Origin of the sequence: Streptomyces sp. NBC_01465, assembly GCF_036227325.1 — a bacterium.
Classification (GTDB): domain Bacteria; phylum Actinomycetota; class Actinomycetes; order Streptomycetales; family Streptomycetaceae; genus Streptomyces.
Genome location: NZ_CP109467.1, coordinates 7,423,601 through 7,439,534, shown reverse-complemented (window position 1 = coordinate 7,439,534; position 15,934 = coordinate 7,423,601). Strand labels below are relative to the sequence as shown.

Sequence of the window (15,934 nt, the reverse complement as noted above, 5' to 3'; positions counted from 1 at the left end):
GCGTACTGAGGGGGCCCGGCCTGATGGCCGGGCCCCCTCAGTTGCGTGTGCGGGGTGGGAAGAGGGTCAGCACTTCCCGCGGAGCGCGGCCAGGTGGTCGTAGCCGATCTTCGCGTGCTTCAGGGACTGGCCGAGGTCCGTGGAGCTCGGTGCGTTGTCCTGCTCGACCATGGGGTTGTGGTAGTTCTTCTCGCCGACGCGGCTGAAGAAGCGGGTGTAGTCGATGACACCGGTGCCGAAGGGCACCATGTCGTAGCCCATGCCGTTGGTGTCGTTACGGGTGCCGTCCTTGGCGTGGAAGAGCGGGTAGCGCTTGTTGTGGGCGCGGACCAGGGCGGCCGGGTCGAAGACCTTCTCGTGGGCCGAGCCGTCGTGGGCGGTGTACGTGTGGAACTTGTACTGGGCGACGTGCGCCCAGAAGATGTCCATCTCCAGCCAGACGGTCCTCGGGTCGGTGGCCTTGAGGAAGTACTCCAGCTTGCGGATGCCGGAGCTGCGAGTCGGGCGGCCCTGGGCGTCGAGCGGGCCGCCGTCGAGCAGGAAGTCGTACGCCGCGTCGTGGTTGTGGGTGTAGAGCTTGAGACCCGCGCGGTGCGCGATGGCGCCGAGTGCGTTCCACTTGTCGGCCGCCACGTCCCAGTCGGCCCGGTAGGCGCTGCCGGTGGGGTCGCCACCTGTGCCCACGTGGTCCATCCCGAGGATGTTGGCGATCTCCAGGTGCTTCTTGAACGTCTCGGTGTCGGGCTCGCTGAGGGGCCACGATCCGGGGATGAAGCCGTGGTTGCCCTGGGCGCGCAGACCGTACTCGTCGAGCCAGGAGCGGAGCAGCTTCGCGCCTTCCACGGATTCGAGGTTGGCGCCGCCGGGGGCGTTGGCGTGCTGGCCGTAGCCGGCGAACTCGACCTGCTTGTAGCCGTAGCGGGCCAGCTCCTTGAAGACCTCGCGGAAGCCGGAGGGCAGGTCGGAGGAGAGCGGGTCGCGGCCCGTCGCGTCACGCACGGTGTAGAGGATGATGCCGCGCTTGCCGGCGGGGACGAGGACGCTGCCCCGGCCGTGGTCGTGGCCGTGGCCGCCCTGCGTCTGCGACTGGGCGAAGGCCGGCGAGGCGCCGAACACCGGGGCCGCGATCGCACCGACGGCGGCTGCGGTGCAGGTGGAGAGGAAGTTGCGGCGGTTGATGCCGAGGCGCTGTCTCAGGGACTCGGCGGGAAGGTCGTGGTGGTTGCTCACGGATGCCTCACTTCTGTGTGCGGGCTGCGGGCGGGCGCCGTCGGCGCGTTGTCAGTGGCGCGTGCTTCACTTTCCGTAACTACTTCTCCGCCGGGTCGGGCCAGGCCCGCCAGGCCGAGGAGCAGGGACTTCACATCGGTGGCCGGTACGCGGTCACCGAAGGCGCGGGGGGTGGAGCTGATGATGAGCGGACCGGTGTCGTCGCTCAGGGGGAGGCGGCCGTGGCTGCCGCGGATAGGTGAAGGGTCCAGGGGGACCACGGCCATCCGGTAGCGCATGCCGAGCTTCTTGCGGGCCACGGCCTTGGCCGCCTTGATCTTCACGTACGGGTCGAGGGGGTCGAGGAAGAGCTCGACGGGGTCGTAGCCGGGTTTGCGGTGGATCTCGACGAGCTGCGCGAAGTCGGGGGCGCGGGCGTCGTCGAGCCAGTAGTAGTACGTGAACCAGGCATCGGGGTCGGCGACGGCGACCAGTTCGCCGGAGCGGGGGTGGTCGAGGCCGTGTGCCTTCTTGCCCTCGTCGTCGAGGAGTTGCTCGATTCCGGCGAGGCCGTGGAGGGCTTCGCGGGTGGCGTCGAGGTCCTCGGGGCGGCGGACGTAGATGTGGGCGATCTGGTGGTCGGAGACGGCGAAGGCCCGCGACGTCATGGGGTCGAGGTACTCCATGCCGTCCTGGGTGTGGACCTCCAGGAGGCCGGCCCTGCGCAGCGCTCGGTTGATGTCGACGGGGCGGCTGACCGGGGTGATGCCGTACTCGGAGAGCGCGACGACGGTGCGGCCCTCGGCCCTGGCGTCGTCGAGGAGCGGGGCCATGACGGCGTCGAGGTCCGCTGCTGCCTGGAGGGAGCGCGGGTCGTCGGGTCCGTACCGCTGGAGGTCGTAGTCGAGATGAGGGAGGTAGCAGAGGGCCAGATCGGGGTGGCGGGTGGTGATGATGTGGCGGGTCGCGTCGACGATCCACTGGGAGGAGACGAGGTCGGCGCCCGGGCCCCAGAAGTGGAAGAGGGGGAACGTGCCGAATTTCTCGGTGAGTTCGTCGTGCAGGGCCGGGGGCCGGGTGTAGCAGTCGGGTTCCTTGCGGCCGTCGGCGTAGTAGACGGGGCGGGGGGTGACGGTGATGTCGGTGTCGGCGCCCATCGCGTACCACCAGCAGATGTTGGCGACGGTGTAGCCGGGGTGGGAGCGGCGGGCGGCGTCCCAGATCTTGTCGCCCTCGACGAGGCCGTTGTGCTGGCGCCAGAGCAGGACCTCGCCGAGGTCGCGGAAGTACCAGCCGTTGCCGACGATGCCGTGTTCGGCGGGGGTGGTGCCGGTGAGGAAGGTGGACTGCGCGGCGCAGGTGACGGCGGGCAGGACGGTGGAGAGCGGCGCCTGCGAGCCGGACTGGGCGAGGGTCTTGAGGCGGGGCATGTGGTCGAGGAGCTGGGGGGTGAGGCCGACGACGTCGAGGACGAGGAGGGGGGTGGGGCCGGTGGACCCGGTTATGGGCTCGGTCATGGCAGCTCCTTCAGTCCGAGGTCGGTCAACAGATCGCGGGCGAGGGTGAGTTCGGCGGCGATCCCGTCGGCGAGCTGGGTGCGGTTGCGGGGGCGCAGCTCGGTGGGGAGCGCCTGCCAGGTGTAGGTCTCGACCTCGAGGTGGCGGGTGAGCGGTTTCGCGCCGCCGACGAGACGGGCCAGCACGTCCTGGAGCACGGGGAGGGTGGAGGTGAGTGGTGGGGCGGGCGGGGCATGGAGGGGGACGTGGAAGTGGGAGCGCCACGGGGTGGAGTCGGGGAGTTCGCCGCCGGTGAGGGCGGTGTCCAGGTCGTCCGTACCGCGCAGTCCCGTACGGGTCCGGGTGCGGGTCTGGTGGAGGAACCGGGGTTCGGCGAAAGCGGCGAGGGCCTCGCGGACTTCGGGGAGGTGGGGGTGTTCGGCGTGCAGGGCGGCGGAGAGCTGGGCCTTGGGGATGGGGACTCCGGCCGCTGCGAGGGCGGCGAGGGCGGTCGAGGGGTCCTCGAAGGAGGTGGCCAGATGGCAGGTGTCGATGCAGATGCCGATGCGCGGGGATGCGATGGCGGTGAGCGGGCCGATCGCGTCCGCGGTGGTCTCGACGGTGCAGCCCGGCTCGGGTTCGAGGGCGATCCGTATCGACTTCCCCGTGAGCTCCTCGATGGCGTCGAGGCGGCCTGCGAGGGTGGTCAGCGCGGTGCGGGACGCCTCGGCCGCCTCGTCGTCGAAAGGTGTGCGCCAGGCGAGCGGGAGGGTCGAGATGGAGCCCTCGGTGGCGTCGTCGGGGAGCAGGGATGCGAGGAGGCGGGCCAGGTCGGTGGTGTGGGCGAGGCGTTCGGGGTCGGTCCAGTCGGGCTTGTACACGCGGTACTTGACCTCTTCGGCGCCGAAGCCCTCGTAGGGGAAGCCGTTGAGGGTGACGACCTCCAGTCCCCGCCGGTCGAGCTCGCCGCGCAGGCCGCGCAGGGCGGCCGGGTCGGTGATCAGGGCCCGGGCGGCGTCCCTCGCCAGCCAGAGCCCGATACCGAGGCGGTCGCGGCCGAGTCGCTTCCGTACGGGTTCACAGTGGTCGCGGAGCTGGTCGCGTACGCCGTCGAGGGTCTCGGCGGGGTGGACGTTGGTGCAGTAGGAGAGATGGACGGTCGAGCCGTCGGGGTGGCGGAAGCGCATGGGTCAGGCACCTCCGCGGAGGATGGAATTGCCTTCGTGGGTGGCCTGTTGGGGTTCGTCGGTGTCGAGGCGAAGGCGCCCGCTGAGCCCGTAGAAGGCGACAGGGTTGTCCCACAGGACCTTCTCGACGTCGCCCTCGGTGAAGCCGGCCTTGAGCATGGCGTCGCCGACCTTGCGGGTCTTGAGCGGGTCGCTCTTTCCCCAGTCGGCGGCCGAGTTGACCAGGACCTTGTCGGTTCCGTACGTCCGCAGCACGGCGACCATGCGGTCCTCGTCCATCTTGGTGTCGGGGTAGATGGAGAACCCGAGCCAGCAGCCGCTGTCGGCGGCGTCCTTCACGGTCGTCTCGTTGAGGTGGTCGAGCAGGACGCGCTCCGGGGGGAGGTCCGACTCGCGGACGACGTCGACGGTGCGGCGCAGCCCGGTGAGCTTGTCCCGGTGCGGGGTGTGGACCAGGGCGGGCAGGCGGTGGTCGGCGGCGAGTTGGAGCTGGGTGGCGAGGGCGGTGTCCTCGGCGGGGGTCATCGAGTCGTAGCCGATCTCGCCGACGGCGACGACGTTGTCCTTGACCAGATAGCGGGGCAGTGCGTCGAGCACGGGGGTGCAGCGGGGGTCGTTCGCCTCTTTGGGGTTGAGGGCGAGCGTGCAGTGGTGGGCGATGCCGTACTGGGAGGCGCGGAAGGGCTCCCAGCCGAGGAGCGCGTCGAAGTAGTCGAAGAAGCTCTCCGGCGAGGTGCGGGGCTGGCCGAGCCAGAAGGACGGTTCGACGAGGGCGCGCACTCCGGCGTCGTACATCGCCCGGTAGTCGTCGGTGGTGCGGGAGGTCATGTGGATGTGCGGGTCGAAGATGCGCATCTGCGGGACTCCTACTCCGGGACGGTCAGGGCCAGTACGCGGTGGAGGTCGTGGGGGATCGCGCGGCCGGCGGCGGTGCGCTCACTGGCGAAGTCGCGGAGCATCCTGGCGAGTTCGGCGTCCCCGTGGGCGCGGCCGGGAAGGCCGGCGACAGCGTCGACGGGGACTCCGGTGAACAGGCATTTGAGGACGGCGTGCCGCCAGGCGTGCGGGTCGAGATGCGCTGCGGCGTAGGGGCCGACGGCCGCGGCGACGATGCGGGTGTCGTTGGTGCGCAGGGCGTCCTCGACGAGGGGAAGGGCGGTGGGGCCGAGGGCGGGGAGAGCGGGCAGGGCGAGGAGGACCGCCTGCCGTTCTTCTGCCGTTCCCTGCTGGTAGAGCCGGGTGAGGGTGGTGGTGTCGGCGCGGGCCTCGGCGAGGAGGAGCGTACGGACAGAGTTCGCGTGCTCCCGGCTGCACTCGCGAGCCGCCGTCGCGAACCTCATCTCCCATACGGGGGCCTGCTGTTCGGCCTCGGCAAGGGCCTCGTCGAGCCAGGCGCGGGCGGCTCCGGGGAGCAGACCTTCGAGTTCCTTGCGGGTCCTCATCCGGATCGTCATCGGCATGCCGGGGCCGCCTTCCGGAGGAAGTCGATGGAGGCGCGGGCCAGTTCGGGACCCGCGTGGGAGTGGCGGGGCAGTTCGACGACGGTGAGCCCCTGGTAGCCGGTGGCGGCGAGGGCTTCGAGCACGGGCGGGAAGTCGATCTCGCCGTCCCCGAACGGGAGGTGCTCGTGGACGCCGCGCCGCATGTCCTCGATCTGGACGTGCCGCAACCAGGGCGCGGCTTCGCGTACGCAGTCGGCGGGCGAGGCCTCCTCCAGGCACTGGCAGTGGCCGATGTCGAGGGTGAGGCCGAGGAGTTCGGGGTCGCCGAGGGTGCGGCGGAGGTGATGGAAGTCGGCGAGGGAGGAGAGGAGGTGGCCCGGTTCGGGTTCGACGGCGAGGGGGATGCGGGCGGCCGCGGCGGTCTCCAGGACCGGGGTGAGTGCTTCGGCGAGGCGCTTCCAGGCCGTGTCGGGGTCGGTGCCTTCGGGGGTGATCCCGCTGAAGCAGTGCACGGCGTGGGCGCCGAGGTCGGCGGCGACCTGCACGGCGGTTTGGAGGAGTCGGACGCGGGTGGCGCGGGCCTCGGGGTCCGGGTCGAGGAGGGAGGGGCCGTGTTTGCGGCGGGGGTCGAGGACGTAGCGGGCGCCGGTCTCGACGGTGACGGCTAGGCCGAGGCGGTCGAGTGTGTGCGCGATGCGGCGGGTGCGGGTGGGGAGGTCCGGTGCGAGGGGGTCGAGGTGCATGTGATCGAGGGTCAGGCCGACGCCGTCGTAGCCGAGGTCGGCGAGGAGGTGGAGGGCGTCGTCGAGACGGAGGTCGGTGAGGCCGTTGGTGCCGTAGCCGAGGCGGAGCGGTGCGGGGTGGTCTGTCATGTGGGGCTCACCTTCCGCGCGAGCTTGCGGGCGAGGGGGACGAGGGCGGTGAGCGCGGCGGCGGTCCCGGTCGCGCCGGCGCGGGCGGAGAGGGCGGCCTGGAGGGGGATCATGGCGCGGATGCCGCCGCCTACTGCCCGTTGGGTGAGGGGTGGGGAGGGGTTGAGGGCGGCGTGGAGGTAGGGGGTGGCGGCGGTGGCGAGGTAGGAGACGGCGGCGAGTGCGGCGGGGGTGGCCGCTGCGCGGAGCAGTTCCCCAATCCCGCCCCTTCCCGGCTGTGACATTTGCGGCTCCGCCGCGTGGGGGGCTGCGCCCCAGACCCCCTGACCAGGGGTGGGCTGAACGGGGGCGAGCCCCCGGCCCCCGCTTGCGGGGCTCCGCCCCTGCACCCCGTAAGCGACCTTCGGCCGCTTGTCCTCAATCGCCGGACGGGCTTGAGATGCCCCCCTCAGCCCCTCCGGCGATTGAGGAGCGGGGTCCGGGGCGGAGCCCCGGTGGGGGTCTGCGGGGCGGAGCCCCCAGTTTCGGGAAGGGGCGGGATTGGGGACTCGGCTCCGCGCAGCGGCGGCGCTGATGACTCCCGCCGCCGCCAGCGCCAGCAACGGCGCTCGCACCGATCCGCCCTGCGTCTCGTGTCGCGACACCGTTGTCACCGCATACGTGTGCGCCCCGAGCATCGCCGCCGGAGTCAGGGCTCGGCTCACCCCCGGCCCCGTCGCCACCGCCCCCAGCAAGAGATCCAGCGACCGCGCCGCTGCCATCGCCCCCGGACCCACCGGAGTCCGCTTCAGCACCAGGTCGTACGACCACACCGTCGCGGCCAGAGCAGCAGCCACAGCCAGCGGCCCCCGCCCCGCCCGGGACGCCAGACCCAGCCCCGCTCCAGTCAGCACCACCGACGCCCCCAGCGCCGCCCCCGCCCCGACCCGCCCCGAAGGAATCGGCCGGTGCGGACGCTCCCTCGCGTCCTCCTCCCGGTCCGCCCAGTCATTGAGCGCCATCCCCGCCTCATAGAGGCAGAGCGAGGCCCCCACCGCGTACGCCGTTCCCCGGTGAGGACGCAGTCCGGTCGCCGCAGCCCCGGCCAGCGCATCACCCGGGACCGTGAACAGCGCCGAAACGCGCAGGAGTTCAAGCCAAGGTCGCAGGCTCATCGCGACTCCCCCAGCCGCACCGCGAACCCCAACAACTCCCCGTACTGCTCGGAGAGCGACGCCGACCCGCCCCCGTCCGGATCCTTGAAGTAGAACCCGAGCTGCGGCAGCGGACCGCTGAGACCCACCTCGTGCGCCCGCGCCACCAACCGCGCCAAATCCAGCACCAGCGGCGCCGCGAGTGCCGAGTCGCAGCCCTGCCAGATCGTCTGGAGGATCATTCGCGAGCCGAGGAACCCGTCGAAGGCGATGTGGTCCCAGGCCGTCTTCCAGTCGCCGAGCGAGGGCACGTCGTCGATGTGGACCTCTCCCTCGGGGGCCGCCCCGAGCGTGTCCGTGAGGACCCGTTCCTTGCCCGCGTTCTTCGCGGCCGCCGCGGCGGGATCCGCCAGCGCCGCTCCGTCGCCGCCGCCCAGCAGGTTGCTGCCGGACCAGGCCCGCACTCCCAGCGCACGCTGGACGAACATCGGGGCGAGGACGGAACGCAGCAGTGTCTGGCCCGTTTTGCCGTCGCGGCCCGCGTGGGGAAGTCCGCAGTCCGCGACGGCGTCCTGGAGGGCCGCTGCGCGCAGCCCGGTGGAGGGGGTGAAGTTGATGTACGGGCAGCCGGCCCGCAGGGCGGCGGCCGCGTAAAGCGTGCTGGCGGGGAGCCGCGGGTCGCCGGCGCCCGGTGCGGGTTCCGTCGAGGAGACGTTGATGACGACCGCCCGCGCCAGACCTCCCTCGGCAATGAAGTCCGTGATGTCCGCCGCGAACGCCGCGATCAGCTCCTCATCCGTACGCGTGTCACCCGGGAGCGGGCCCCCTGGGCGTATCTGCCCGTCCGCCGCCGCGAGTTCGGCCCGTACCGCCGACGGCAGCCCATGCGGCAGCACCCCGCCTTCGGCCAGCGCCTCGGCCCGCTTGGGCAGCGGGCAGCTGGCCGTGTCGTGGCCGCCGAAGACCAGTGAGGAGAGGGCGGGCAGCCCCGATGCGGCGAAGGGCGGTGTCTCGGTGACCATGCCGGTCGCCGGGTGGAGGCCCGCGACGACCGCCGCGTTCCCCGCGACCGCGGTGGTGGCGACGGAGCCGCGTGCTCCGACGAACCAGACTCCGACTCCCTTGCGTACTGACGCTGCGGACACTCGATGCCTCCCTGGCAGGGTCGGTGTGGGGGGCGGCGGGCAGGGGTTCGGCGTCCCCCTGCCCGCCGCCGTCTGGTGGTGGCGGCCCTCGTCTAGGCCGCCGGCAGCTCCTTGAGCTGGATGTTGCGGAAGGACACCTGGTCGTCGGCCCCGTGGTTCTGCAGGCCGATGTAGCCGTCCTTCAGGCTGCGCGCCGGGTCGGTGTTGGTGAAGTCATTGATCTTCACGCCGTTGAGGAAGATGGTGAGCCGCTCTCCCTGCACCCGGATCTCGTAGTTGTTCCACTGCCCCGGGGGCCGGAGCACCTGGTCGCGGGCCTTGATGTTGGCCGACTTGAAGGAGTAGACCGAGCCGGTCGTACGGTCGGGGGCGTCGGAGGCGTCGATCTGGACCTCGTAGCCGTTGTTGACCGCCGACCAGGGGTCGTCCGACTCGGGGAAGCCGACGAAGACTCCCGAGTTGTCGTCGCCCGCCATCTTCCAGTCGAGCTTCAGCGAGTACGCGTTGAACTGCTTGGCCTGGTAGTAGAGGAGGCCCATGCCGCCCTCGGACTGCAGCTGTCCGTCGACGACGTTGAACTTCCCCGGGCCCGCCTGCTTCCAGCCTTCCGCCGTCTTGCCGTTGAAGAGCGCGCGGTAGCCGGTGCTCGGCTTGCAGTCGGCCTTGACCTGGCCGGCGGCGTACCTGAGCCCGCCGAGCAGGTGCTTGCGGAAGGCGTCCTCGGCGTACGACTCCTTGGTGTGGCCGAGGCCGGTGTAGAAGGAGCGGCCGCCCTGGTAGGTCTGGCACCAGGCGATCGGGTGGTCGCCCTTCATGGTGCCGCCGGTGTAGGTGGTCTCGTCGAGCGTGGCGAGCACCTTGGTCGAACTGCGCGGGTTGGTACGGTAGTTGTACAGCTCGTCGGTGTGCTCCCAGCTGTCGCCGAGGTGCGCGGTGGCCGGGTTGGTGTGGTCCTCGATGCGGACCGTGGCCGGCTGGATCGCCGGGTGTCCTTGGAAGTACGCGCCGACGAGTCCGCCGTAGAACGACCAGTCGTACTCGGTGTCGGCCGCCGCGTGGACGCCCATGTAGCCGCCGCCGGTGGTGATGAAGTTCTCGAACGCCTTCTGCTGATCGGCGTTGAGCACGTCACCGGTCGTCGACAGGAACACCACCGCGTCGTACCGGGCGAGGTTGCTGGTGGTGAACTGGGCCGCCTCCTCGGTGGCGTCCACGGTGATGTTGCTGGACGCACCCAGCTCCTTGAGGGCCGCGATCCCCTCGGGGATGGCGTCGTGCCGGAAGGCGGCGGTCTTGGAGAAGACCAGGACGCGCTTGGCGGTCTTGTCCACCGGGGTGTTGGAGAGCTCGAAGTCGTCGATGTCGTAGAGCGCCCCTTCACCGCCCTTGAAGACCAGGAACAGCTCGGTGGCCTTCTTCGGCACGGACCTCAGCGGTACGTCGATGTCCTGGAAGGTGTCCCAGCTTCCGGTCACCGGCACCGGCGCGGAGCCGAGCAGGGTGCCGTCGGCCGATCCTGCCCGTACTTCGATGAATCCGCCCGCGCCGCCGGAGGAGAGCCGGGCGGTGAGCTTGGTGGATCCGGCCAGGATGTAGGGCTTGAAGGAGATCCAGTCGTCGTTGTTGATGTCGCCGACGGTCTTGCCGCCGTGCGCGCTCGCCTTGTCGTACGTCTTGATGCCGGAGGAGCCGGTGAAGTGCTCGGCCTGCCGGTGCCTGGGCTGCAGCTGCGCCTGGTCCTTACCGGTGAGCGAGGCCTGGCCGCCGCCTCCGCCGTCGGTGTACTCGGCGTCGATGACCCCGAAGACGTTGGCGTTCGGGTCGTGCCCGCCGTCGATGGTGGTCTTGATCGTGCCGGTGCATCCGGTGGTGGAGGTGATGAGGTGGCCGTGGCTGTCGTGGCCGAGGACGAAGTTCACCTTGACCTTGGTGCAGTCGATCGTGCCGTCCTCGGGGTCGGTGACCTTCACCTTGAAGGGGACCTCGTCGCCGAAGGTGAACAGGGCTCCGTCGCCCGGCAGTTCAAGGGTGACGGTGGGCGCCGTGTTGCCGACGGTCACGTGCGCGCTCGCCGAACCGGTGCGGCCCGTGGGGTCCTTGGCGGTGACGGTCGCGGTGTAGGTGCCGTTCTTCTTGTACGTGTACGTGGGGTTGGCCTCGGTGGACTTGCCGCCGTCGCCGAAGTCCCAGCTGTACGTGAGGGCGTCGCCGTCGGAGTCCGTGGTGCCGGCCGAGGAGAAGGTGGTCTTCAGCGGGGCGTGGCCGGACGTCTTGCTCGCCGAGGCCTCGGCGACCGGGGAGTGCCCGCCGGTGGCGTTCTCGATGCGGTACAGCCCGGTGTTCTCGTCGCCGCCGAACCAGGCGGTGCCGTAGTCCAGGACGTAGAGCGCGCCGTCCGGGCCGAAGGCCATGTCCATGACCTGGGTGCCGGTCCAGGGGATCGGGTTGATCGACTCGACCGTGCCGTCGTCCGTGGAGGAGATGCGCTTGATCCAGCGGCGGCCGAACTCACCGGCGAAGAAGTCGCCGTCGTACGCCTCGGGGAACTTGACCGGGGAGTCGAGGTTCGCGTCGTAGTGGTAGACGGGCCCGCCCATCGGGGACTCGGATCCGGTGCCGAACTCGGGCACCGAGCCGCCGTCGTACGGGATCCAGGCCGGCTGCGCGGGCGGCAGGTCGGTGATGCCCGTGTTGTACGGCGAGGTGTTCTTCGGCGCGTTGCAGTCGAAGGCGGCGCCGGAGACCTTGGTCTCGAAGTCGTACTCGATGTACGGGTCGTTCTTGCCGGTGCAGAACGGCCAGCCGAAGTTTCCGGGCTTGGTCACCCGGGCGAACTCGACCTGTCCTGCCGGACCGCGCTTGGGGTCGGCCGCGCCCGCGTCGGGCCCGTAGTCGCCGACGTAGACGATGCCGGTGGCCTTGTCGACGCTGAACCGGAAGGGGTTGCGGAAGCCCATCGCGTAGATCTCGGGGCGCGTCTTGTCCGTGCCCGGGGCGAAGAGGTTGCCGTCCGGGATGGAGTACGTCGCGTCGTCGTTGACCTTGATGCGGAGGATCTTGCCGCGCAGGTCGTTGGAGTTGCCGGCAGTGCGCCGGGCGTCGTACGCGGGGTTGCGGCCCGGGCGCTGGTCCATCGGGCTGAAGCCGTCGGAGGCGAAGGGGTTGGAGTCGTCGCCGGTCGACAGGTAGAGGTTGCCCTGCGCGTCGAAGTCGAGGTCGCCGCCGACGTGGCAGCAGATGCCGCGGGTGGTGGGGACTTCGAGGATCTTCTTCTCGCTGGCGTTGTCGAGGGTGCCGTCCGCCTTGAGGGTGAACCGGGACAGCTGGTTGATCCCGTCGAACTTGGCGAAGTCGGCCGCGGTGCCGGTGTCGGGGGCGTCCCCGGCAGGAGTGTTCAGCGGGGGCGCGTAGTAGAGGTAGATCGCGCGGTTCTCGCTGAACCCGGGGTCGATGGCGATCCCCTGGAGACCTTCCTCGTCGTGCGAATAGACGGGGATGGTGCCGACGACGCGGGTGTTGCCGGCGGCGTCGGTGCTGCGCAGGTCGCCTTCGCGCGAGGTGTGCAGCACGGTGCGGTCCGGGAGTACGGCGAGCGACATGGGCTCGCCGGTCTCCTCCCCGCCCTTGGCGAGGGTGACCTGCTGGAAGTCCTCGGCTGCGGCGGCCTTGGGGGCCGGGTCGGCCGATGCGCCGGGTGCGGCGCCGAGGGTGAGGGTGGCGGCGGCGAGAAGGCCGCCGGTGAGGAGTGCGAGTGCTTTACGGGCTCTGAGCCGCTTTCTGTGCACGAGTGTCCTCCGGGATGACCGGTCGGTCGTACGGGGCGGGTTGCCGTGGCTTCCGTCGTGCGCCGTCACTCGGGAACCACGCGTTTGCTCAGGGCCGCCTGGCAGTGTCCGTGAGGTCCGCCGAGGCTGGCCTGCTTGTACTGCTGGGGGTCCGGGGGTCGTCCCCCGGAAGATGCAGCGTCATGTACACCTGACGGACCGTAGCCCCGTTCGTCCGGGGCGGAAAGCCCTTGCGCAGAAGTGAGTTGAACTTCTTCCCCACGCAGGACAAAGACGTTCCGGGGCAGCCGGGACCGGCCCGGCGGCGCATCGGCCGCCGGGCGCTGATCTGGGGCTACGTCGCTACTCGCCGCCTCCGAAGGCGGCGTCGAAGGAGGCGGTGGGCAGGTCGAAATCGAAGCGCTTCAGGTCGACGAGGGCCTGCGGGGCGCCCTGCAGCCGGTCCATCCCCGCGTCCTCCCACTCGATGGAGATCGGCCCCTTGTAGGCGATGGAGTTGAGCATCCGGAACACGTCCTCCCACGGCACGTCGCCATGCCCGGCCGAGACGAAGTCCCAGCCGCGCCGGGGGTCGCCCCAGGGCAGGTGCGAGCCGAGGCGGCCGTTGCGGCCGTCGAGGCGTTTGCGGGCCTCCTTGCAGTCGACGTGGTAGATCCGGTCGCGGAAGTCGTAGAGGAAGCCGACCGGGTCGAGGTCCTGCCAGACGAAATGACTGGGGTCGAAGTTCAGGCCGAAAGCGGGCCGGTGGTCAACTGCCTCCAGGGCACGCTTCGTTGTCCAGTAGTCGTACGCGATCTCGCTCGGATGGACCTCGTGGGCGAAGCGCACGCCCTCGGCGTCGAAGACGTCCAGGATCGGGTTCCACCGGGTCGCAAAGTCCTCGTACCCGCGCTCGATCATCGACTCGGGGGCCGGCGGGAACATCGCGACCAGATGCCAGATCGACGACCCTGTGAAGCCGATGACGGTGTCCACGCCGAAGGCGGCGGCCGCGCGTGCGGTGTCCTTGATCTCCTGGGCCGCCCGCTGCCGTACGCCTTCGCCCTCGCCGTCGCCCCAGATGCGGGCGGGCAGGATCGCCTGGTGGCGTTCGTCGATGATGGAGTCGCAGACGGCCTGGCCGACCAGGTGGTTGGAGATCGCCCAGCACTTCAGTCCGTACTTGTCGAGCAGCTGGTGCCTGGAGTCGAGGTACGCCGGGTCCGCCAGCGCCTTGTCGACCTCGAAGTGGTCGCCCCAGCAGGCGAGTTCAAGGCCGTCGTAGCCGAAGTCGCGGGCGAGCCTGCAGACCTCTTCGAGGGGCAGATCGGCCCACTGGCCGGTGAAGAGCGTGAAGGGGCGTGACATGGGTCCTGGGACCTCCTAAGGCTGTACGGGGGTGTAGACGGAGTTCTTCTGGGCGCTCTCCTCGACCGCGGCCAGCACCCGCTGGACCTGCAGACCGTCCGCGAAGGACGGCGCCGGGTCGACTCCCGACGCGATCGCCTCGACGAGGTCGCGGGCCTGGTGGACGAAGGTGTGCTCGTAGCCCAGTGCGTGGCCGGGCGGCCACCAGGCCTCCAGATAGGGGTGTTCGGGCTCGGTGACCAGGATCCGGCGGAAGCCGGAGGTGACGGCCGGCTCGGTGTGGTCGTGGAAGGAGAGCTCGTTGAGCCGCTCCAGGTCGAACGCCAACGAGCCGCGCTCACCGTTGAGTTCGACCAGCAGCGCGTTCTTGCGCCCCGACGCCATCCGCGTCGCCTCGAAGGAGGCGAGCGCCCCGCCGGTGAGCCGCCCCGTGAACAGGGCGGCGTCGTCGACCGTGACCGGACCGCGCTCCGCCGACGCCGCGCCCGAGAGACCGCTGGACGCCCCGGCGAGCAGGGGCCGGTCCCGTACGAACGTCTCGGTGAGCGCGGAGACCCCGGCGAGGTGCTCCCCCGCCAGGTACTGCGCGAGGTCCACCGCGTGCGCGCCCAGGTCGCCGAGCGCGCCCGAGCCCGCGTACTCGCGCTTGAGGCGCCAGGTCAGCGGGAAGTCGGGGTCGACCAGCCAGTCCTGGAGGTAGGTGACCCGTACGTGCCGCAGCGCCCCGAGCCGCCCTTCGGCGATCATCCTGCGGCCGTACGCGACGGCCGGCACCCTGCGGTAGTTGAAGCCGACCATCGCCAACTGGCCGCGTGCACGGGCCCGTTCGGCCGCCTCGGCCATCGCCTCCGCCTCGGCGACCGAATTGGCGAGCGGCTTCTCGCAGAGCACGTGCTTGCCCGCCTCCAGCGCCGCGATCGCGATCTCGGCGTGGCTGTCGCCCGGGGTGCAGATGTCGACGAGCTGTACGTCGTCGCGGGCGATGAGGTCCCGCCAGTCGGTCTCGGTGGCCGCCCAGCCGTGCTTCCGCGCGGCGGCCCGAACCGCGGCCGCGTCACGTCCGCAGACGGCGGCGAGCACCGGCCGCAGGGGCAGGTCGAAGACACGGCTCGCGGTGCGCCACCCCTGGGAGTGGGCGGCGCCCATGAACGCGTACCCGACCATGCCCACGCCGAGCGTCGGCGGCGGGGCCTCATTGTCCGTCTGGTCCATGCGGGATCCTCCTGTTCGTACTCACGGTGGGAACGGTGGTGCCCGGTCCGGTCAGGCGAAGCCGGTGGGCAGGTACTGGTCGATGTTGTCCTTGGTCACGACGGCCGAGTAGAGGGTGATCGAGGTGGGGATCTCCAGCTCGGCCATCCCCGAGACGCCCTTCTTCTGGCCGAGGGCGCGCGCCAGGTCGATGGCGGACGCCGACATGGTGGGCGGGTAGAGGACGGTGGCCTTCAGGACCGAGTTGTCGGCCTTGATGGCGTCCATCGCGGACTTGGCTCCGGCCCCGCCGACCATCAGGAAGTCCTTGCGGCCGGCCTGCGCGATGGCGCGCAGCGCGCCGACGCCCTGGTCGTCGTCGTGGTTCCAGAGCGCGTCGAACTGGCTCTGTGCCTGGAGGAGTTGGGCCATCTTGGCCTGACCCGACTCGACGGTGAAGTCGGCGGCCTGGCGGGCCACCTTCTTGATGTTGGGGAAGTTCTTCAGGGCGTCGTCGAAGCCCTGGGTGCGCTGCTTGGTCAGCTCCAGGTTGTCGATGCCCGCGAGCTCGATGACCTTGGCGTCGGCCTTGTCCTTGAGCTGCTCGCCGATGTAGTTCCCGGCGTTGAAGCCCATGCCGTAGTTGTCGCCGCCGATCCAGCAGCGGTAGGCCTGCGGGGAGGCGAAGACCCGGTCCAGGTTGATGACGGGGATGCCCGCCTTCATCGCCTGGAGGCCGACCTGGGTGAGGGCCTTGCCGTCGGCCGGGAGGATCACCAGGACGTCGACCTTCTTGTTGATGAGGGTCTGCACCTGGCCGATCTGGGCGGCCGTGTCGTTGGAGCCCTCGGTGATCTCCAGGGTCACCTCGGAGTACTTCTTGGCACGCGACTTGGCGTTGTCGTTGATCGCGTTCAGCCAGCCGTGGTCGGCCTGCGGTCCGGCGAAGCCGATGGTGACCGGGGTGCCGGGCTTGTCGTCGGAGGCGGCCGGCTGATTGCTGGTCGTGCTCTCGGTCTTCTTCGGGTCGTTGCTGGTGCAGGCGGTGAGGAAGGCGCCCGCCGACACGGCGGCGGTGCCGAACAGCATCCCTCTGCGGGACGTAACGCTCTTTTCTGGCATGACAG

11 protein-coding genes and 1 pseudogene are annotated in these 15,934 nt (G+C 70.5%); all 12 read right to left on the bottom strand.

Going from position 1 to position 15,934, the window contains the following annotated elements:
* Nucleotides 1-66: 66 nt before the first annotated feature.
* Nucleotides 67-1,230, bottom strand: coding sequence for a sugar phosphate isomerase/epimerase family protein (locus OG707_RS34700; protein WP_329125504.1), 1,164 nt, complete (start codon nt 1,228-1,230; stop codon nt 67-69).
* A gap of 101 nt (nt 1,231-1,331) precedes the next feature.
* Nucleotides 1,332-2,726, bottom strand: a pseudogene (locus tag OG707_RS34695) (nucleotide pyrophosphatase/phosphodiesterase family protein); the annotation flags it as partial.
* Entirely contained in the window at nt 2,723-3,892 is a 1,170-nt protein-coding gene (gene eboE / locus OG707_RS34690; RefSeq protein ID WP_329125500.1) for a metabolite traffic protein EboE, read from the bottom strand. The pseudogene OG707_RS34695 and the gene eboE, both read right to left, overlap by 4 nt.
* 3 nt (nt 3,893-3,895) lie before the next feature.
* Nucleotides 3,896-4,747, bottom strand: a complete 852-nt coding sequence (locus tag OG707_RS34685) for a TatD family hydrolase (RefSeq protein WP_329125498.1) — start codon at nt 4,745-4,747, stop codon at nt 3,896-3,898.
* Between the two features lie 11 nt (nt 4,748-4,758).
* On the bottom strand, nt 4,759-5,352 hold the full coding sequence (locus OG707_RS34680; protein WP_329125496.1) for an EboA domain-containing protein: 594 nt from the start codon (nt 5,350-5,352) through the stop codon (nt 4,759-4,761).
* Complete coding sequence (locus tag OG707_RS34675) at nt 5,343-6,206, bottom strand: sugar phosphate isomerase/epimerase family protein (protein ID WP_329125495.1); 864 nt, start codon at nt 6,204-6,206, stop codon at nt 5,343-5,345. Before OG707_RS34675 ends, OG707_RS34680 begins: the two co-directional genes overlap by 10 nt.
* Complete coding sequence (locus tag OG707_RS34670; protein ID WP_329125493.1) at nt 6,203-7,360, bottom strand: SCO3242 family prenyltransferase; 1,158 nt, start codon at nt 7,358-7,360, stop codon at nt 6,203-6,205. Before OG707_RS34670 ends, OG707_RS34675 begins: the two co-directional genes overlap by 4 nt.
* Nucleotides 7,357-8,484 carry an inositol-3-phosphate synthase gene (locus OG707_RS34665; RefSeq protein ID WP_329125491.1) on the bottom strand — a complete coding sequence of 376 codons (1,128 nt, stop codon included), beginning with the start codon at nt 8,482-8,484 and terminating at the stop codon, nt 7,357-7,359. The genes OG707_RS34670 and OG707_RS34665 overlap by 4 nt, the downstream gene beginning before the upstream one ends.
* A 92-nt stretch (nt 8,485-8,576) precedes the next feature.
* Nucleotides 8,577-12,269, bottom strand: coding sequence for a ThuA domain-containing protein (locus tag OG707_RS34660; protein ID WP_329125489.1), 3,693 nt, complete (start codon nt 12,267-12,269; stop codon nt 8,577-8,579).
* Nucleotides 12,270-12,611: 342 nt separating this feature from the next.
* Nucleotides 12,612-13,616: a sugar phosphate isomerase/epimerase family protein gene (locus tag OG707_RS34655; protein ID WP_329125488.1), complete on the bottom strand. Its 1,005-nt coding sequence runs from the start codon at nt 13,614-13,616 to the stop codon at nt 12,612-12,614.
* A 15-nt stretch (nt 13,617-13,631) separates the two neighbouring features.
* On the bottom strand, nt 13,632-14,828 hold the full coding sequence (locus OG707_RS34650) for a Gfo/Idh/MocA family protein (RefSeq protein ID WP_329125486.1): 1,197 nt from the start codon (nt 14,826-14,828) through the stop codon (nt 13,632-13,634).
* Nucleotides 14,829-14,879: 51 nt separating this feature from the next.
* Complete coding sequence (locus OG707_RS34645; RefSeq protein ID WP_329125485.1) at nt 14,880-15,929, bottom strand: substrate-binding domain-containing protein; 1,050 nt, start codon at nt 15,927-15,929, stop codon at nt 14,880-14,882.
* Between the last annotated feature and the right edge of the window lie 5 nt (nt 15,930-15,934).

What these genes read in the sequence shown, in the direction of transcription:
- eboE (WP_329125500.1), bottom strand. Translation starts at nt 3,892, where the DNA reads ATGCGCTTCCGCCACCCCGACGGCTCGACCGTCCATCTCTCCTACTGC.
- OG707_RS34685 (WP_329125498.1), bottom strand. Translation starts at nt 4,747, where the DNA reads ATGCGCATCTTCGACCCGCACATCCACATGACCTCCCGCACCACCGAC.
- OG707_RS34680 (WP_329125496.1), bottom strand. Translation starts at nt 5,352, where the DNA reads ATGCCGATGACGATCCGGATGAGGACCCGCAAGGAACTCGAAGGTCTG.
- OG707_RS34675 (WP_329125495.1), bottom strand. Translation starts at nt 6,206, where the DNA reads ATGACAGACCACCCCGCACCGCTCCGCCTCGGCTACGGCACCAACGGC.
- OG707_RS34670 (WP_329125493.1), bottom strand. Translation starts at nt 7,360, where the DNA reads ATGAGCCTGCGACCTTGGCTTGAACTCCTGCGCGTTTCGGCGCTGTTC.
- OG707_RS34655 (WP_329125488.1), bottom strand. Translation starts at nt 13,616, where the DNA reads ATGTCACGCCCCTTCACGCTCTTCACCGGCCAGTGGGCCGATCTGCCC.
- OG707_RS34650 (WP_329125486.1), bottom strand. Translation starts at nt 14,828, where the DNA reads ATGGACCAGACGGACAATGAGGCCCCGCCGCCGACGCTCGGCGTGGGC.
- OG707_RS34645 (WP_329125485.1), bottom strand. Translation starts at nt 15,929, where the DNA reads ATGCCAGAAAAGAGCGTTACGTCCCGCAGAGGGATGCTGTTCGGCACC.